This is a genomic window from Geothrix sp. 21YS21S-2 (assembly GCF_030846775.1).
Lineage (GTDB): Bacteria > Acidobacteriota > Holophagae > Holophagales > Holophagaceae > Mesoterricola.
On sequence record NZ_CP132910.1, the window covers coordinates 3,834,122 to 3,851,028 of the forward strand.

Sequence of the window (16,907 nt, forward strand, 5' to 3'; positions counted from 1 at the left end):
GGGTCAGTTCAGTCCGTGGACGAAGTGGATGTAGGCGTAGAACACCGGCGCGGCGAAGGCCAGGCTGTCCAGCCGGTCCAGCATGCCGCCGTGGCCGGGGATGGAGATCCCGCCCATGTTGGAGTCCTTGGCGCCCGCGCTGCGCTTCCACATGCTCTCGACCAGGTCGCCCATGAGGCCGGCCACGCCTAGGAGGAGGCCGATGGCCAGCGCGTCCAGGGGCGTCCACTCGGTGTAGACGAAGGCCCGGATGAGGAAGGCCGCCAGGACGTTGCCCGCGAGGTTGCCGCCCACCCCTTCCCAGGTCTTCTTGGGGCTCACCCGGGGCGCCAGCTTGTGCCGGCCCAGGAGGCTGCCCACGAAGTAGGCGCAGGTGTCGCCGATCCAGGTGATGAGGAACAGGGCCAGAACGAGGCGCCCGCCGGTGTTGGACAGGGTCGTCTCGCTGAACATGAAGAGCTTCATCATGAACCCGGTGCCCAGGCCCAGGTAGACGGCTCCCATCCAGGTGATGGCCTGGCTGGGGAGGGCCTTTTCCAGGTCCCGGTCGAAAAGGAGGGCGCCGAAATGGATGACCAGGGCGGAACCCGTCAACACCAGCCACAGGGGCAGGGGGTCCGTGGGGTCCCGGCCCAGGAGGTAGAAGTGCAGGAGGAAGGCCCAGCCCGCCAGGGTGCCGGCGAGGAAGGAGGGGTTGAAGCCCATCTTCCGGCCCATGAGGGTGAACTCGTGCATGGCCATGAGCAGGGCCCCGGCCAGGAGGCCCAGGAACACGGCCTTGGCCCAGTACTGGGCACCCAGGTAGAGCAGGGTGAAGAAGAAGATCGCGAACACCAGGGCGGTGCCCACCCGGACGGCAAGGTTGCCCTTGTCGATGCCGGCGCGCTTGGGGGGTGGGGCAGGGGTCATGGGGACTCCGCTCAGATTCCGCCGAAGCGGCGCTCGCGCTGGGAATAGGCTTCGAGGGCTTCCCGGAGCTGGGGGCCCCTGAAATCGGGCCAGAGGCACTCGGTCATGTAGAACTCGGCGTAGGCGGCCTGCCAGAGCAGGAAGTTGGAGATGCGCAGCTCCCCGGAGGTGCGGATGAGCAGGTCCACGTCCGGCGCGCCGGCGGTCCACAGGCGGCTGGCCAGGGCCGCCTCGTCCATCTCCGCGGGCGGGACCCCGTCCTCGATGCACTTCCGGGCCGCGGTGGCCAGCTCCAGCCGGGAGCCGTAGTTCACGGCCAGGTGGAAGACCATCCCGGTGTGGCCGGCGGTCTGGAGCTCCAGGGTGCGCAGGTCCTTGAGGATCCCCTCGGGAAGCCCTTCCGGGGCCCCCAGGTGGTGGAACCGGATGCCCCGCTTCTTCAACTTGGGCAGGAACATCCTGAGATACATCCGCAGGAGGGCCATGAGGACGGCCACCTCCTGGGCGGGGCGCTTCCAGTTCTCGGTGGAGAAGGCGTACAGGGTGAGGTGCCCGATGCCGGCGTCGGAGGCGGCGTCCAGGATGTCCTGGACCGCGCGCACGCCCTCCTTGTGGCCCTTGATGCGGGGCCAGCCCCGCTGGGCAGCCCAGCGGCCGTTGCCGTCCATTATGAGAGCGACGTGGCGGGGGATGCTCACTGGACCTCCCCCTCAAGGCCGCGGCCGAGCGGGCCCGGGTGGGAAGTCTCGCGTATCCGCGCAGCGGATACCGAGAAGATTAGAGCGACGTGGCGGGGGATGCTCACAGGGTCATCCGGGGAGCGGAAACGTGGATGTTCAAACCGGGCATCTCCAGGCGATTGACACGAAGGGCGGCCCGGGAGGGCACGCGGCAGACGGGTAAGGCGAATTCTAACATGGGCCGTCCCGCCCCAAGATTGAGCCGGCGACAAATTCGCTTCGCTTGTTGCGTTGGAATTACAGGGATACGGTAATCTAGAGCATTCCTTGGAAATGGGAAACCCCTGATGGTTCAATTCAACACGCGCGCGAACGAGATCCTGCTGAAGCTGGTCTACTACGGGCCGGGGCTTTCAGGCAAGACGACCAACCTCCAGGCGCTCCACGCCATGTGCTCCGAATCCAACCGGGGCGAGATGTTCTCCGTGAACACCCAGGAGGACCGGACGCTGTTCTTCGACCTGCTGCCCATCAACCTGGGCTACATCTACGGGAACGCCATCCACCTCCAGATCTACACGGTGCCGGGGCAGGTGCAGTACGACGCCAGCCGCCGGGTGGTGCTCGGCGGGTCGGACGGCGTGGTCTTCGTGGCCGATTCCAGCGAAGCCAAGATGCAGGAGAACGTCGATTCGCTCTCCAACCTCTACCACAACCTCAACGCGAACCGGCTCAACATCAAGCAGATCCCCTTCGTCCTCCAGTACAACAAGCGGGACCTGGACGACGCCATGCCCGTGGGGGTCATGAACCGCCGGCTCAACTTCCGGTCGGTGCCCTACTTCGAGTCCGTGGCCAACCGCGGGGACGGGGTGCTGGACACCTTCCTCTCCATCGCCCGGGAGACCGTGGGCACGACCTTCAAGAAATACCACCTGGACAAGAAGATCAAGGACTTCGAGGAGATGCTCAATCTCATCGATTCCAACATCAAGTCCAGCATGCACGAGCTGCCCAGGGCTTCCGAGCCGGTGGCGCCCCCGCAGGAATCCACCGTGCTCCGGCACAGCGGCGTCTCCATCACGGACCTGGCCCCCGGCAAGGTGGCCGATGCCCAGGACCTCCTGGAGGACGCCCTCACCTCCAACATGGAGACCGCCCGGCTCTACTCCGAATTGCGCACCGTGAAGGACGCCCTGGAGAAGAAGAACGAGGAGCTGCGCCAGATCTACGGGCAGCTCGAGCGCGCCAACCAGGACAACCTCAAGACCCGCCGCTACCTGGAGGGCCTGATCCAGAGCGTGGGCGAGGCCATCGTCTCCTTCAGCGCCGACGGCAGGATCCTCACGTGGAATTCCGCCGCCGAGCAGATCTTCGGGTACGCCCGGGCGGAGATCGTCGGACGCACCATGCAGCAGCTGGCCCCGGCCTCCCGCGCCGGCGAGCTGGAACAGGCCATCGCCCAGGTCGGGAAGGGCCAGCTCATCCGCGACGTGGCCACGGTGCGCCTGCGCAAGGACGGCACGGAGTTCCCCGCCCGGGTCACCTATGCCCCGATCCGCGGCAGCGACGACCGGGTGCTGGCCTACTCCGCCCTGATCCGGGACGAAGGGGAGCGCCAGGCCCTGGAGGCCCGGCTCAACGACGCGCAGGGCATGGCCGCCCTGGCCCGCATCCTGCCACCCATGCTCAACGAGGTCGCCAACCGGCTCAGCCCGATGGTGCTCCAGCGGGACCTGCTCCTGGAGGAGTCCGATGCCGCCATGGCGCCGCGCCTGTCCAAGGTCCTGTCCGGAGTGGACCACGCGCAGCTGCTCCTGAAGCCGCTGTTCATGCTCTTCTCCCCCTCCTCGCCCCGGATGGACGACGCCAGCCTCAACGAGGTGGTGCAGGACTGCGCCCGGCGCGTGGAGGGAGAAGCCGCCGCGGCCGGCGTCTCGATGGAGCTGTCCCTCGACCCCGCCCTCCAGCGCACCTCGCTTGACGCCGGGATGGTGCGGGAAGCCGTCCTCTGCCTTCTCCGCACGGGGATCCGGGCCTCGGCCCGGTCCGCCGCCCGGCGCCTCCGGGTGGGCACCCGGCAGACGGCCACGGGCCAGCAGCTGGTGGCGCAGGACACCGGACCGGCCCTTTCCGAAGCCGATTCGCGCAGGATCTTCGATCTGGCCCAGGCCACCGATGTGGACTCCCTGGGCATGTGCGTCGTCGCCTCGGTGGCGAAGGCCCACGGCGGAAAGGTCACCGTCCGCAGCCAGGAAGGACTCGGGAACGCATATCTGGTGGAGTTGTCCATGGTCCAAGCCCCGTCCCCGTCAGCCCCCGCGAACCTGGAGGGTGCCCGCATCCTCGTGGTGGACGACGAGCAGTTCCTCCTGGAATGCCTCGTGGACGCCATCGAGTCCTGGGGCTGCCAGGTCACTCCCTGCTCCCTGGCGGCCGAAGCCATCCAGAAGCTCCAGGGCGGCACCTACGACCTCATCGTCTCCGACATCCGCATGCCGGGCCTCAGCGGGATCCAGCTCTTCGAGTGGATCCAGGAGCACCAGGCCGGCATGGCCAGCCGGATCCTGTTCACCACCGGCGACTCCTTCGACCCCGAGACCCGGAGCTTCCTGGAGCAGGCCAAGCTCCCCCACCTGGGCAAGCCCTTCGACCTGAAGAAGCTCAGGCAGGCCATCTCGGACCTGAAGGCCTCGAACGGCTAGGAGCCTAGTCCGCCCACGCGCGTATCTGGTCCCACACGTCGGATTCCGCGCAGTCGCCGTTGAGGATGATGGCGAACACGTGCCCCTTGCCGTCCCGCGTCTGCAGGTAGCCGCACGCGCTCCAGACCCCGTTGAGGTGCCCGGTCTTGACCCGGATCCTCCGGGCCAGCGCGGCGTCCTTGATGTGGAGGCGGAAGGGCTCGCCGCCGATGATCTTGAGGGAGCCGACCATCTCGGGGCCCACCTCGAAGTCGTGCCACGCGGCCCGCAGGACGATGGCCAGGGTGCGCGCCGAAAGGCGGTTCTCCTTGCTCAGGCCCGAGCCGTCGGTGATGGCCACCTTGTCCGGGCCCAGGCCCAGCATGGTCGAATAGAAGCCCTGGATCTGCCTCACGCCCTGGGGCCAGGTGCCCCCGCCGAAGCGCTTGACCAGCATCTCGATCATGAAGTTGTTGGAGAACTTGTTGATGCCGCCCACGATGTCCCGCAGGGGCGGGGAGCGGAAGCCCAGGAGCTTGCGGGGTTCCCCGGCCTCCGCCGCGGCGCCCTCGATGACGATGCCGTCCTGCCTGAGGATCCGCGTGAGGGTGTCGGCGGCGTACCGCTCCGGCTCGGACACCATGCGCCCCCGGTCCCGGTTGAAGTTCACCGAGAGGGGCAGGACCGGCGGGGTGGTGTTGGCCGAGGTGTTCTCCCACCCGTTGCCGAAGTGCTGGTCGTCGAAGGCGGACTGGTCCAGGCGCACCCGGCCCTTCACGGCGGTGACCCCCCGGGCCTTCAGTTCCTCGGCCAGCAGCCAGATCCGCTCGGACGTGAGGAGGGGATCCCCGCCCCCCTTGAAGACGAGGTCCCCCGCCACCGTCGAGCCCCGCAGATCCCCCCACACCTCCGTCTCGATCTCGTAGTCCGGCTTCCAGGTCTTGAGCAGGGCATAGGTGGAGAGCACTTTCGTGGTGGAGGCCGGCACCAGGGCGCGGTCCGTCTCGTAGCCCTCCAGGAGCTTGCCGGTCTGCAGGTCCCAGAGGCCGGCGGAGGCCCGCACGGACCGGGCCTCCATGCGGCGGCCCCAGGCCGGGAGGTCGGCCGCCGCGGGCAGGGCCAGGAGGAGACAGGCGAGGATGGGCCGGATCATGCGCGTTACGGGTTGGTGCCGGTGTTCGCCGACCCCGCGGTCTTGGGCGCGTCGGGCTTCTTGGCGGCATCGTTGGCGGCCCCCAGGACGCCGGCGGCCGTGGGGGCCCCCGGCACCCCGAGCAGGTTCCCGGCCGCGGAGAAGGCCCAGTCGCTCGTGAGGGTCTTGCCGTTGTAGATCCGGTAGCTGTTCTCCTGGACCTTCGTCTTCACCCCCACGATGGGCAGCCCCGTGGTGTCCCCGGAGGCCCCGGCCTGGACGGCGGTGATGAGGTCCCAGTCCCCTTCCCGGCTCATGGGGTCCTTGTAGACCCTGCGCACCACCGGGGGCCGCATCTTGCCCAGGTCCTCGAGGCTGAGGGGGTAGCCGCCGGTCTTGGCCCGGTAGGCGCGGATGCCCGCGGCCATGGCCTCGCCCCGGAAGATGAGCTCGGCCTCCTGGTCCCGCTGGACCTCGGCCTTGAGGGAGGGCAGGGCGGCGGTGAGGAGGATCCCCATGGCCACGATGATCGCCAGCAGCATGGCCAGGATGAAGCCCCGTTCCCTCGTGGTGTCGCGTGCCATCCGGACCTCCGGCCCCCAGCTTACCTCAGGATGCAGCCAGCCGATCTTTAGTGCCGCGATTTGAGAATCTGGATGAGCCGGGTCACGAGCTGGGGGTCGAATTGCACGCCGGCCAGCCGTTCCAGCTCCGCCTCCGCCTGGACCGGGGTCTTGGCCGGCCGGTAGGGGGTTTCGGAAATCATCATTTCGTAGGCCTCCACCAGATGGATGATGCGGCTGCCCATGGGGATGGCCTCGCCCTTCAGGCCGTCCGGATAGCCGCCGCCGTCCCAGTGCTCGTGGTGGTGGCGGATGATGTGTAGAACGTCAAAGGGGAAATAGAGGTCCTTCAGGAAGGTGGAGGCCAGGAGGGGGTGCTGGCGCACCTTCTCCAGCTCCTCGGCGGTGAGCCGGGGCTTGTCCAGCACCCGGTAGTCCAGGAGGAGGGTGCCCACGTCGTGGAGGATGGCGGAGATGCTCACGGCCTCCACGGCGGACGTGGGCAGGTCCACCTTCCTGGCCAGGTCCCGCGAGAGCTCGGCGGTATTGATGCTATGGGTCTTCAACGACGGGATCCGGCCCTCGGCGGAGGCCAGGATGCGGTGGCTCACGGAAAGGAAGGCCTGATGGTACCGCTCGTGGAGGCCCGCTTCCTGGAGGTAGAAGCCCAGCATCCGGGAGACCTGGCGCACGAGATCCTGCTCATGCATGGAGAAGGGGCGGTCCTCCAGACGGAAGAGCATGAGGAGGTTTTCCCCGCCCGCCTCCTCCTCCAGCAGCACGGGCAGGAGGGTGGCGAAGTGCCCGGAGACGGGCTCCCGCTCCATCCACTCCGAGCGGGTCAGGAGCCGGAGTTCCGTTTCCTTCACATGGGGCGCCTGGGTCAGGACCTGGCGAACGACCTGCTGCTTCAGGTCCGCGGAAAGGGGCAGGCGGCTATAGATGAGCAGGGGCCGGGCGTCCAGGGCGTCATTGAGCCACAGGGCCACCGCGGCGGAGGGGACCATCTGGCAGAGCAGGCTGGCGGCTTCCCAGAAGAAGGTCTGCTGCTCCGGGATGACGGCCTCCATCTCCTCCAGGGGAAGGGCCGAGGCCTCCGGTTTCTCCACCTGCACCATGGCGCCGGATGGGGGCGCCGCGACGCGAAGGGCCGGCACCTCGTCCACCGCGGGGGCCTCCTGCGCGGGTTCGGGCCGGGGGGAGGGGACGGGAAAGGCATTGAGCGCCAGGGCGATCTCGGTGCAGATGGTCTGCACCACGGCGTCCTGCCGCTCGGGGTCGTAGGCTCCGCCCTTGGAGGGGTCCCGCTGGAGGAGCAGGGCCTTCCATTCGCCGCGGTCGTAGATGGGCGAAAGGTAGAACCGCGGCACATGGGCGGCGCCGTGGCCGAAGGGCTTGAGCTCCGGGTAGTTCCGGGGATCGTTCACCGCCAGGCTGCGGCGTTCCCGGGCCACCAGGACCAGCATGGGGTCCTGGGGCGCGATGCGATCCGGGGGCGGCAGGGTGCGGGGCCAGCCGTAGTGGCTGACCAGGTCGAAGGAGCCGGTGGCCGGGTCCTTCAGGTAGAGCGCGGCCTTCGTGCTGCCCAGATCCTCCAGGCAACGGTAGATCAGTTGGGCGAGCCGCTGGATGAGGGGATCGCTGAGACTGCGTAGGCTTGGCAGCATGGATGCGGACCGTGAGTTTTGGGCCCGGAGGCCACTGGAAGCGTTATCCGGTATCCTACGCGCTGGGGCTGGCGGCGTCCAATGTTCAGGCCCGGCTCACCATGATCGCCTGGGGCCCCCGGGCTCCCTGGGTGATTTCGAACTGGACCCGCGCATTGATGTCGAGGGTCCTGAAGCCGCCCGCCTGCACCGAGGTGTGGTGGACGAAGATGTCCGGCCCCCCCTCGTCGGGCGTGATGAATCCGAAACCCTTCTGGGCGCTGAAGCTCTTGACGAAACCAGACGACATATCGCCTTCCTCGGCGGGCCTACCGCACGGCAAGACTATCGGCGCGAACTGCCGGATTCAATAATGTCACTTTCATGCCAAAAAAAGAGGGCGGCCATCACAGCCGCCCCCCCGATGTTCCGGCCGGTCCTACAGCTTGACGACGTTGGTGGCCTGGGGGCCCTTCTGGCCCTGCGCGACCTCGAAACTCACCCGCTGGTTCTCGGTGAGGGTGCGGAAGCCGCGATCCTGGATCGCGGAATGATGGACGAACAGATCGGCGCCACCCCCATCGGGGGTGATGAAGCCGAATCCCTTTTCAGCGTTGAACCACTTGACGGTGCCTTCGGACATGGTGTCTTTCCTGCGGGGGCCTGCCCCTTTTCGCCTGGGGTTTTCCATTCAGGGTCCTTGCCAGGCCAAGGCGCCGGGGGGAGCGGAACTCCCGGGGATACATGAACATGGCCCGCCCAGAGAGCGGATCACCCCTGGGATCATAACCCAGCGGGAGCTCCCTTTCAACGGCGGCGGGGGAGGGAACGTACATGAAACGGCCCCCGCGCTGGGGGGCCGTCCGGGCTACAGCTTGACGACGTTGGTGGCCTGGGGCCCCTTCTGGCCCTGCGCGACATCGAAGCTCACACGCTGGTTCTCCTGGAGGGTGCGGAAGCCCCGGTCCTGGATGGCGGTGTGGTGAACGAACAGATCGGCGCCACCCTCATCGGGGGTGATGAAACCGAAGCCCTTTTCAGCGTTGAACCACTTGACGGTGCCCTGAGCCATTGCAACTTCCTAGAAAAATGATCCTGGGTAGGGGTATCGCCAGGCGCCTCCCAGGTGAGGATCCGTGGCACCAGGACAGAGCCGTTCGAGAACGGCGGGGTCCGGGTTGGGAGATGAGAAATAGATTAGGCCATGAGAATAAACCAGGAATCTGAAAAGTTCCCCAAGAATCCACAGGAATTTTGAGTTTTTTTTCGGGGCCCGTGCGCCACCTTCGCCTCCGGTTCCCAAATATCTGGCCCCCGGGGATATCCTTAGGTTCTACCCCTGCAGACACGGAGAGACCGCCATGCGTCCTGACCATCCCATCGCCCTCATCACCGGCGCCTCCTCCGGGTTCGGGGAAGCAACTGCGCGCCTGCTCGCAGCCCAGGGCTGCCACCTGGCGCTGGGCGCGCGGCGCGTGGAGAAGGTGCGCGCCCTGGCCGAGGAACTGGCCGCCAGGCATGGGGTCCGGACCTTCGCCGGCGCCCTGGACACCCGGGTCACCGCCAGCGTCGACCGCTTCGTGGCCGAGGCGGCCGAGGCCCTGGGCGGGCTCCACGTGGTGGTGGCCAACGCCGGCCTCGCCCGGGGAACCGACCGCATGGACTCCGTCCTCGAGGAGGACTGGCAGGCCATGCTCCACACCAACGTGGAAGGCGTCATCCGCACCCTCAAGGCGACCCTCCCCCATGTCCGCAAGAGCGGCTGGGGACACTACTTCACCGTCGGGTCCACCGCCGGCCACTGGGTCTATGAAGGCGGCGGCGCCTACTGCGCCTCCAAGCACGCCCTCAAGGCCCTCACCCGCACCCTCCGCCTGGAGCTCTGCGGAGAACCCATCCGCATCACGGAGGTGGACCCCGGCATGGCCGTGACCGAGTTCTCCCTGGTGCGCCTGCGGGACACCGAGAAGGCCGACTCGGTCTACAAGGGCGTGGAGCCCCTGGATGCCAACGATGTGGCCGAGTGCATCCGCTGGTCCCTGACGCTCCCGGACCACGTGAACATCGACCAGATCATCGTCAAGTGCCGCGACCAGGCCAGCCACAACGGCACGAAGATCCACCGCCGCGCATAAGCGCCGGAAGGTCGTCTGGGCAAAAGGGGACCTCCGGGTTCCCTTCCGCTCCTTTTAACCAACGCGCGGCCATGCCCGGCGAGGCCTGGCGCGGCAAAGCTGGCCACCTGCCCCGGTTTTGTGCCATCATGGAGATCTATGCCGGCACCTTCCTCCATACTCCTTCTCCATGGCCTGGGAGGAAGCGGTCTCGGAACCGTCAGACTCCTGGAAGAACGCCTCCAAGCCGGAGGCTGGGAGAACGCCGTCTTCCTCCGCCCCACCCTCCAGGCCGTCCACCTGCCCCCCGAGGGCAAGCCCATGGACCGCGTCTTCGTGCAGGCCTGGGATGAGATGAATGCCTTCCTGGGCACGCGGGTGCCCCACCTGACCGTGGGCTTCAGCTTCGGAGGCCTGCTGGCGGCCTTCGCCCCGTCCCCCCTGCGCCTCTCGGTCTGCAGCCCCTGGTCCCAGCTGACCCCCGACGCCATCCAGCGCGCCGCCTCCCGCCCGGAGTGGCGCGTGCTGCACGGCCAGGAGGACACCCTGGTGCCCCCCACCCAGCACCTGCAGCTGCTCCCCGACGCGATTCCCGTAACCCTCGACCCCACGGGCACCCACGACTTCGACGCGTGGATGCCTCGGATCGTGGACTGGATCTACGCCAGCTGGGACGCGTTCCAGGTGAGCAAGTAGGGGGCCCCTGGCACGTGGACAGCTAGGCCGCGTGGTTCTCGTTGGGCTCGTGGGGCTTTTCCGCGCAGCCGCAAGGACGCGCGTCCGCGGCCGCTTCCGAAAGGGCGGCCATGTCCACCCAGTGCGCCTTGCAGGTTCCGGTGGAGGCCCTCTTCACGTGCACCTGCGCCTTGTCGTGGTCCAGGTCGAGGCCAATGACGGTCACCAGCGCCGAGATGCCTCCCCCCGCGGGTTTCCAGATCATGCACACGCCAGGGCGGATTCCATCCATGTCAAACCTCTTTCTGTTTATTTTCGCGCCAAATGGCTCGGAATGCAATCAATTGCCTAGCCAAATGAAATGGCGCAGAAGGGGGATCTGCAGGTTGGCGTGGAGGGCGAAGGAGAGCACGAAGCCCACCAGGAGGCCATAGGAAAGGCGCCTGAAGGGCAGGGGCCTTTCCAGGCGCTGCCAGACCCAGCCCCAGGCCAGGCCCAGGAGGAGACCCCACGCCCAGCCCCACTGGGGCTGGTAGGCCACGAAGAGCAGCGCCAGGGCCGCGTAGAGGGCCTTCATGGGGATCCGGCACCCCAGGCGCAGCAGGGGCCGGAGGTAGGCGAGGGCCGCGCCCAGGCCCCAGGCGGCCAGATCCGGGGCCCAGCCGGGGTTGGCCGAGTAGTCCCACCAGGGCTTGGCCAGCACCAGGCCCAGGGCCAGGGCCGCCAGGAAGGCCCGGGGGGGCGGGGCCTCGCAGGTCTTGAAGGGCACCGGCTTGAGGTAGCCGAAGGCGCCCAGGAAGGCGAAGAGGCTGGCTCCGGCCAGGGGCATGACGGGGTGGAGGAAGCCCATGAGCTGCCAGGCGCCGATGCGCAGCCAGATGAGGGCCCCGTCCTCGCGGAGGGGATCCTTCAGGGCCACCCACAGGGAGGCGACCCCCATGACGGCCACCAGGCCGCTGGGCACCAGGTCGGGCGTGCTCCAGTGCTCCAGGTTGAGGCCCCGCATGAACAGGAGGGCTGCCAGGAGGCCAACGGACGCCAGGGGCCGGGTGGGCACGGCGTCGAAGGTGCGGGGCCGGTGGCGCTTGAGCACGACCGGCAGCGGCAGGAGGACCACGGGGATCATCAGGATCCAGAAGCGCGGTCCCTGGAATTCCAGGCCATAGACGGCCAGGCCGTGCACCAGCCCGCCAAGGTAGAGGAACAGCCATGCTGCGATCATGGACGCTCCAGGCGGACGGTCCGTACGCTGTGCGCCGGAAGCGGGAGGCGGACCCGGTATCGGAAGGCCTTTCCGGCGGGGAGGACGCCCACCAGGACGCCCTGGTCGGGCCGCAGGCCGGGGGTCGCGCCCTCGAGCGTCACCTGCACGCTCTCGAAGGACTCGTTGAGGTCGTTGCGGGCCTCCACGGCGCCGCCGGGCAGGGCGCGCGCGTGGAGCCCGCCCAGGGGCACGCTGGCGACGGGGTTGGGACGGCCCGTGCCCGCGAGGTCGTAGGTCTCGCTCACCAGGCGGCCCTCCGTGAAGCGGATGATGCGGTAGCCGTGGTATTGATGCGGCCAGCGGGTGACCTGTCTCAGCTCGTTGCCCAGGGCGGTCACCACCGCGTAGTGGGTGCCCGGGAAGTCGGCGCGGTCGTCGCGCAGGGCGCCCTTCTCGTCGAAGATGGCGTCGGAGTGCCAGTGCCCGCTGAGCACCAGGGGCACGCGGTGGACGCGGCAGAGCTCCATGAAGGGCAGGCGGTAGCCGTTGAGGAACCCGCCGCTGCCGCCGGCCTCGCCGTGGATGGCGGGTCCCGCGGGCATCACCGGGTGGTGCACCTGGATGACGGGGGTGCGCCCTTCGAGGTGCTCCAGCTCATTCCTGATCCAGTGGAATTCGGAAGGCGTGAACTGGTCCCGTCCGTGGGCGGAATCCAGGCTCAGGACCCGCAGGGGGCCCAGGTCGGCCCGCTGCGGGCCGGGCCCGAAGGCCCTCAGATAGGCGGCCCAGCCCTTGCGCTCGTGGTTTCCAGGCGCCGCCAGGAAGGGCATCTCGAGGCGGCCGAGGTTCTCCAGGAGGAAGGCGTACCACTCGGCCCGCACGTCGTACGAGATGTCCCCGGTGCCCAGCACCGCCGCGGGCTGCAGCAGGTTCATCTCCTCGATGAACTGGGGCAGGAGGTCCTCCTTGCCCGGCGGCGGGAAGTCCCCGGCCTGGACGATGAAGAAGGACGCCGGCCAGGTCCTGCGCACGAACACGGCCCCGGGCTGGCGCAGGTCCTGGCTGGAGGTGCGCACGCGCAGGGCGTAGCGCCCGTCCTTCAGGTCGGGGATCCGCGTCGTCAGGCAGAGGATGTTGCCCCGCCACCACCGGGTGGGCGCGGCCAGGGGGAAGTCCGCGCCCGCGTCGTCCTCCAGGCTCAGCTGGGCGGCCGGCGCGGCCCAGGGCAGGCTCGTGCGCAGGTACACCTCCAGTTTCGTGCCGGGCTCCTGCACCTGGGGGGTGCCCAGGCGCGGCCGGTCCAGGCGCACCCGGAGGGGCAGCCCCGTGGCGACGATGATCGTCGCGCCCAGCGCCAGCAGGAGTCCCCAGGCCCTCATGGCCGCTCCTTCAGGGGCTTGTTGTGGGACAGCAGGAACTTCGACCACTGGTGGAACCCCTCGGCCAGCCCCCGCATGCGCGCGACGCGCCCCGGCTCGGAGGCCGCAAGGTCCTCCGGGTCCCTGCGGTCGGTGCGGAAAAGCTGCGCGCGGCCCCCGGGATCCACGGTGAGGTACCAGTCGCCCTGCAGGAGCCCGATGCGGGGGGGCCTGCGGAACGTGGTGAAGGCGAACGCGGCGGAGCGCTCCTGGAAGGCCGGGTCCAGGGCGTCCTTGCCCAGCGTGGCGGTGCGCCACGGCACGCCCAGCAGGCTCGACAGGGTGGGCAGGAGGTCCATCTGGGTGGCCACGGCGTGCACGCGCCGCGGCTTGAGGAGGCCGGGGGCGTAGATGAGGAGGGGCACGTTGTGGATGGCCAGCTTGAGGTCGCCGAAGCGCTTGTCGACGTCGTTGCGGAAGGCGTCGTCGAAGCGCGGGTCCTCGGTGCCCCGGGGCAGGCCGTGGTCGCCCCACAGGACGAAGACGGTGTTGGCGAACCAGGGCTCCCGGCGCGCCCCCTCGAAGAACGCCTCCAGGCTGTAGTCCATGAGGCGGACCGCGTTGAACTCGTCGTTGCCGGTGAACCCGCCCCTGGCCAGGCTCGCCGCGTCCCGTTCGGCCTTGCGGAAGTCCTTGAGATGCTTGGGTATCGTGAAGGGCGGATGGTTGCCCGAGGTCTGGATGTAGCTCCAGAAGGGCGCGGGCTGGGCCCGGAGGTGCTCGCCGGCCTCCCGCAGGAGGTCGGCGTCGCTGATGCCCCACACGTCCACCACGGGGCTCCGGAACGAGCCTTCCTCGTGGATCTTCAGCCCCGGGAAGTTCTTCTTGAGCACGCCGCGGATCTGCGCCCAGTTGGCGCTGCCGCCCAGGAAGAAGGTCTTGGAATACGCGTCCAGCCCGGAGAGGACGGTGCCCTGGTCGAGGAGGAGCGGGTTGCGGGTGGCGTTCTCCACCGCGCTCACGTCGGGCACGCCGAAGAGCGTGGCGAACATGCTGCGGCTGGTGTTCTCCATGGCGACGTAGTACCGGTCGAAGAAGATGCCCTCGCGGCAGAGCTTGTCGAAGTACGGCGTGGGATCCAGGGGGTTGCCCTGGATGCCGGTCTTGAAGGAGGCGAAGCTCTCCAGCTGGATGAAGACCACGTTGGGCCGGAGGGCCGGGTCGATGAGGGGCCGCGGGACGCCTTCCCGGCGCAGGGTGGGCAGGCCCTCGGCGTCCACGGCCGCGGGGATGCCGAAGTAGGCCGCCATCGCGGGCGCCGTCTCCCGAACCTTCGCCAGGTCGTAGCCCCCGTCCATGTCCCGCCGCGTCTCCAGGAAGAACAGCACGGGGTTGAGGGCCAGGTGGGCCTGGAAGGCGCCCGGGAGCTCGAAGGCCTCCGCCCAGCGCAGCGGATACGCCGACCAGCGGCCCCACATGAGCGCCAGGAGGCCCAAGGCTGCCAGGGCGTGGAGAGCCTTCCGTCCGCGGGGGACGGGGGCCGTCAGCTCCAGCCTGCGCGCCACGGCCCGGAGGCCCCAGGCGGCCAGGGCCATGAAGGCGCCAAGGGCCAGGGCGATGCGGACCACGGGGTAGCTCTGCCAGACCATCTGCAGGCTGGTGCCGGCGTTCTCCAGGAACATCACCAGCGTGCCGTTGAGGCGGGTGTGGATGTAGGCGTACGCCACGAAATCGACCACGTAGGCCAGGAGCACGGCGACCAGGGCGGCCAGGGCGTAAGCGGCCCAGATGCGCCGGGCGGACCTCATGCCGAAGCCGTAGCCGCGGCAGAAGCCGTGGTGGAGGCCCGCCAGGACCAGGAACCCGTAGAGCCAGGCCCGGGCCTCCACGGTGTCGACCATGGCCACCAGGATGAGGCCGGCGTAGACGCACAGCGCCGCGGCCAGGGTCAGGGCCCCCAGGGCGGGGCGGGCCGGGCGCCCGGGGTCGCCGCCCTTGAGGAGGAGCAGCGCGGGCAGCAGGAGGATCGCCGCCAGGCGCGCGTCGAACTTCAGGCCGATGTAGAGGGCGTGCGGGGCGAAGCCTTCCGCTCCCCCGAAGCGCAGCAGGAAGGCCAGGCGCAGGAGCCCGAACAGGGCCGCGAGCAGCACGAGGAGGACGGCCAGGAGCCGGAGCTTGGTTCGGGGCATGGACGGCCTTCCTCTGGAGCTGTGGAAATTCTAACCCGCCAGGGCTGCGGATTCGCGCAAAAGGCGCCGGGAAAGAGGCAGGGCCGCCAGGGCGAAGAGGGCGGCCACGGCCCAGCCGAGGCGGTAGCCCTGGAGTCCCAGGTGCTGGCAGCCCCAGCCGATGACGCCGCCGATGAGCAGGGAGCCGATGCCGATGCCCGAATCGAAGGAGAACAGCGTCGTGCCGAACGCCGCGCCCCGGCGGTCGGGGTGGGTGATCTCCAGCACGTGCGCGTTGAGGAGCGTGTGGACCATGCTGTAGCCGCCACCGTAGAGGAGGGCCGACAGGGCGTGCCGGCTGGCGCCTCCGGGCATCAGCGCGAGCAGGGCGAGGCCCGCCCCCGCGGCCAGGAGCATGCCGGGCAGGAGGCGCGTGGGGTGGTTCCCGAATCCGACGCGGGTCATGAAGATGCGCATGACCACCATGCCAACGGCCATGCAGGAGAGGAAGGCGGCATCCGTGGGCAGCACGCCGAACAGGGGCGGGAACCCCTGCTTGATGGCCTCCTGGGCCGTATAGGTGCCCAGGGCGCCGTAGCCCAGGGCCGTGGCGAAGAACACCATGCAGGGAGCCAGCAGGGTCCGGTCCGGCCACTGGAAGGCCGGCCGGCGCTCGAGGCGCACCTGGTCCGGGGGCAGGCTGAGGGACAGCACGCCCAGCACCACGAAGAGCGCCGCAAGGACCGCCGTCATGGCGGGGAAGCCCAGCCGCCCGTAGACCGCCAGGCCCACCACGGGGCCGAAGATCACGCCTCCGGGGCTGGCCAGCCCGTAGAGCGACATGCCGTCCGCCCTGCGATCCGCGGGCAGCACGTGCCCCAGCGTGGCCATGGTGGCCGTGAGCAGCCCGGACCACACCACCCCGTGGGGGAACGCCAGGGCGTAGAAGGCCCAGCGCGCGTGGAGCAGCCCGTAGGCGCCCAGGAACAGCCCGAAGCCCACGGCGCAGCCCACGACCATGCGCCGCTGCCCCACCCGGTCCCCGAAGGGTCCCGTGAACAGCGCCCCCAGGGCGGAACCGGCCGTGAAGGCCGTCATGAAGCGCCCGGACTCCGCGATGGTCGCCCCCAGCTCGAGGAGCCGCAGGGGCACGGTGGGGAAGAGCTGGAAGGCGGCGAAGAACGTGATGAACGTGATCGCGAAGACCAGGACGAAATGGCGGGTGAAGAGCCCGGACGTCACTTGGCGTCCGGCGCGTCCTTCCCGGCCAGGGCGTCCTGCTCGTCCTGGGGGAGGCGCCACACCCAGCGCCCCGTGGTGCGGTCGAAGATGTCGAAGCAGGCCAGCCAGTTCAGCAGGCCGGTGACCATGACGTACGAGGCGCCGTACTCCTGCACCAGGTTGCGCACGGGCTCCGTGCCCACGCCGCCGAAGAGGAAGCCGAAGACGGCGTACACCGGGCCCGCCCCGGCCGTGGCCGCCGCGCCCAGGGTGGGCATCCACTGGAGGGGCACCAGCTGGGGCACGTAGACGCCGCCCTTGATGCCGTCCACCGCGCCGTACTGCAGCTGCAGGAAGCCCAGGACGAGGAAGACGACGGTGACGGAGAAGAGCGCCTTGGCCCGCCCCTTCTCGCCGATGAGCCAGTAGCCTAGGCCCGGCACGAGCCAGTTGAGGAGCACCGGCTTCCAGCAGGCGTTGAACGCCTTGGCGCCCCGCAGGGGGGCCGGCAGCTTGGGCAGGGGTTTGGCTTCGCTCATCCGGCCATTCTAGC

General features: G+C 69.0%; 17 protein-coding genes. 3 read left to right on the forward strand and 14 right to left on the reverse strand.

Features of this window, described 5'->3' with window-relative positions; genetic code table 11:
• Positions 1–3: 3 nt before the first annotated feature.
• Together RAH40_RS16905 and uppS are read right to left on the reverse strand one after the other, a co-directional pair.
• Positions 4–909, reverse strand: coding sequence for a phosphatidate cytidylyltransferase (locus RAH40_RS16905; RefSeq protein ID WP_306598761.1), 906 nt, complete (start codon positions 907–909; stop codon positions 4–6).
• Between the two features lie 11 nt (positions 910–920).
• Positions 921–1,607 carry a polyprenyl diphosphate synthase gene (gene uppS, locus RAH40_RS16910; protein WP_306598762.1) on the reverse strand — a complete coding sequence of 229 codons (687 nt, stop codon included), beginning with the start codon at positions 1,605–1,607 and terminating at the stop codon, positions 921–923.
• Between the two features lie 329 nt (positions 1,608–1,936).
• Here uppS and RAH40_RS16915 point away from each other — a divergent pair, with 329 nt between their 5' ends.
• Positions 1,937–4,294 carry a PAS domain S-box protein gene (locus RAH40_RS16915; RefSeq protein WP_306598763.1) on the forward strand — a complete coding sequence of 786 codons (2,358 nt, stop codon included), beginning with the start codon at positions 1,937–1,939 and terminating at the stop codon, positions 4,292–4,294.
• A gap of 4 nt (positions 4,295–4,298) precedes the next feature.
• Here RAH40_RS16915 and RAH40_RS16920 read toward each other — a convergent pair whose 3' ends face one another.
• The 6 genes from RAH40_RS16920 to RAH40_RS16945 form a co-directional block, all read right to left on the reverse strand.
• A complete protein-coding gene (locus RAH40_RS16920; RefSeq protein WP_306598764.1) occupies positions 4,299–5,426 on the reverse strand; it encodes a D-alanyl-D-alanine carboxypeptidase/D-alanyl-D-alanine-endopeptidase in 1,128 nt (375 codons plus the stop codon).
• 5 nt (positions 5,427–5,431) lie between these two features.
• Complete coding sequence (locus RAH40_RS16925; RefSeq protein ID WP_306598765.1) at positions 5,432–5,989, reverse strand: type II secretion system protein; 558 nt, start codon at positions 5,987–5,989, stop codon at positions 5,432–5,434.
• 47 nt (positions 5,990–6,036) lie between these two features.
• The gene (locus RAH40_RS16930) at positions 6,037–7,635 is read right to left on the reverse strand and encodes an HD domain-containing phosphohydrolase (protein WP_306598766.1); all 1,599 of its coding nucleotides are present in this window, start codon (positions 7,633–7,635) and stop codon (positions 6,037–6,039) included.
• A gap of 85 nt (positions 7,636–7,720) precedes the next feature.
• Positions 7,721–7,924, reverse strand: coding sequence for a cold-shock protein (locus RAH40_RS16935; protein WP_306598767.1), 204 nt, complete (start codon positions 7,922–7,924; stop codon positions 7,721–7,723).
• Between the two features lie 129 nt (positions 7,925–8,053).
• Entirely contained in the window at positions 8,054–8,257 is a 204-nt protein-coding gene (locus RAH40_RS16940) for a cold-shock protein (protein WP_306598768.1), read from the reverse strand.
• Between the two features lie 225 nt (positions 8,258–8,482).
• Positions 8,483–8,686, reverse strand: a complete 204-nt coding sequence (locus tag RAH40_RS16945; RefSeq protein ID WP_306598769.1) for a cold-shock protein — start codon at positions 8,684–8,686, stop codon at positions 8,483–8,485.
• A gap of 289 nt (positions 8,687–8,975) precedes the next feature.
• On the opposite strand from RAH40_RS16945, the gene RAH40_RS16950 reads away from it, so the two are divergent.
• Positions 8,976–9,749, forward strand: coding sequence for an SDR family NAD(P)-dependent oxidoreductase (locus RAH40_RS16950; protein ID WP_306598770.1), 774 nt, complete (start codon positions 8,976–8,978; stop codon positions 9,747–9,749).
• A gap of 138 nt (positions 9,750–9,887) precedes the next feature.
• Positions 9,888–10,424, forward strand: a complete 537-nt coding sequence (locus RAH40_RS16955; protein ID WP_306598771.1) for a hypothetical protein — start codon at positions 9,888–9,890, stop codon at positions 10,422–10,424.
• A 22-nt stretch (positions 10,425–10,446) separates the two neighbouring features.
• On the opposite strand, the gene RAH40_RS16960 is transcribed toward RAH40_RS16955, so the two are convergent.
• From RAH40_RS16960 to RAH40_RS16985, 6 genes are all read right to left on the reverse strand, one after another.
• Positions 10,447–10,668, reverse strand: coding sequence for a hypothetical protein (locus tag RAH40_RS16960; RefSeq protein WP_306598772.1), 222 nt, complete (start codon positions 10,666–10,668; stop codon positions 10,447–10,449).
• Between the two features lie 75 nt (positions 10,669–10,743).
• Entirely contained in the window at positions 10,744–11,625 is an 882-nt protein-coding gene (locus RAH40_RS16965) for a hypothetical protein (protein WP_306598773.1), read from the reverse strand.
• Positions 11,622–12,986 carry a metallophosphoesterase gene (locus RAH40_RS16970; RefSeq protein WP_306598774.1) on the reverse strand — a complete coding sequence of 455 codons (1,365 nt, stop codon included), beginning with the start codon at positions 12,984–12,986 and terminating at the stop codon, positions 11,622–11,624. The genes RAH40_RS16965 and RAH40_RS16970 overlap by 4 nt, the downstream gene beginning before the upstream one ends.
• Positions 12,983–15,154 carry an LTA synthase family protein gene (locus RAH40_RS16975; RefSeq protein ID WP_306598776.1) on the reverse strand — a complete coding sequence of 724 codons (2,172 nt, stop codon included), beginning with the start codon at positions 15,152–15,154 and terminating at the stop codon, positions 12,983–12,985. The genes RAH40_RS16970 and RAH40_RS16975 overlap by 4 nt, the downstream gene beginning before the upstream one ends.
• Before the next feature lie 30 nt (positions 15,155–15,184).
• Complete coding sequence (locus RAH40_RS16980) at positions 15,185–16,375, reverse strand: MFS transporter (RefSeq protein ID WP_306598777.1); 1,191 nt, start codon at positions 16,373–16,375, stop codon at positions 15,185–15,187.
• Positions 16,372–16,893 carry a DUF6677 family protein gene (locus RAH40_RS16985; protein WP_306598778.1) on the reverse strand — a complete coding sequence of 174 codons (522 nt, stop codon included), beginning with the start codon at positions 16,891–16,893 and terminating at the stop codon, positions 16,372–16,374. Before RAH40_RS16985 ends, RAH40_RS16980 begins: the two co-directional genes overlap by 4 nt.
• Between the last annotated feature and the right edge of the window lie 14 nt (positions 16,894–16,907).

Bases quoted from the DNA above. Each gene is read 5' to 3' on its own strand.
- RAH40_RS16905 (WP_306598761.1), bottom strand. From the start codon at position 909: ATGACCCCTGCCCCACCCCCCAAGCGCGCCGGCATCGACAAGGGCAAC.
- RAH40_RS16915 (WP_306598763.1), top strand. From the start codon at position 1,937: ATGGTTCAATTCAACACGCGCGCGAACGAGATCCTGCTGAAGCTGGTC.
- RAH40_RS16920 (WP_306598764.1), bottom strand. From the start codon at position 5,426: ATGATCCGGCCCATCCTCGCCTGTCTCCTCCTGGCCCTGCCCGCGGCG.
- RAH40_RS16925 (WP_306598765.1), bottom strand. From the start codon at position 5,989: ATGGCACGCGACACCACGAGGGAACGGGGCTTCATCCTGGCCATGCTG.
- RAH40_RS16930 (WP_306598766.1), bottom strand. From the start codon at position 7,635: ATGCTGCCAAGCCTACGCAGTCTCAGCGATCCCCTCATCCAGCGGCTC.
- RAH40_RS16935 (WP_306598767.1), bottom strand. From the start codon at position 7,924: ATGTCGTCTGGTTTCGTCAAGAGCTTCAGCGCCCAGAAGGGTTTCGGA.
- RAH40_RS16940 (WP_306598768.1), bottom strand. From the start codon at position 8,257: ATGTCCGAAGGCACCGTCAAGTGGTTCAACGCTGAAAAGGGATTCGGC.
- RAH40_RS16945 (WP_306598769.1), bottom strand. From the start codon at position 8,686: ATGGCTCAGGGCACCGTCAAGTGGTTCAACGCTGAAAAGGGCTTCGGT.
- RAH40_RS16950 (WP_306598770.1), top strand. From the start codon at position 8,976: ATGCGTCCTGACCATCCCATCGCCCTCATCACCGGCGCCTCCTCCGGG.
- RAH40_RS16955 (WP_306598771.1), top strand. From the start codon at position 9,888: ATGCCGGCACCTTCCTCCATACTCCTTCTCCATGGCCTGGGAGGAAGC.
- RAH40_RS16960 (WP_306598772.1), bottom strand. From the start codon at position 10,668: ATGATCTGGAAACCCGCGGGGGGAGGCATCTCGGCGCTGGTGACCGTC.
- RAH40_RS16965 (WP_306598773.1), bottom strand. From the start codon at position 11,625: ATGATCGCAGCATGGCTGTTCCTCTACCTTGGCGGGCTGGTGCACGGC.
- RAH40_RS16970 (WP_306598774.1), bottom strand. From the start codon at position 12,986: ATGAGGGCCTGGGGACTCCTGCTGGCGCTGGGCGCGACGATCATCGTC.
- RAH40_RS16975 (WP_306598776.1), bottom strand. From the start codon at position 15,154: ATGCCCCGAACCAAGCTCCGGCTCCTGGCCGTCCTCCTCGTGCTGCTC.
- RAH40_RS16985 (WP_306598778.1), bottom strand. From the start codon at position 16,893: ATGAGCGAAGCCAAACCCCTGCCCAAGCTGCCGGCCCCCCTGCGGGGC.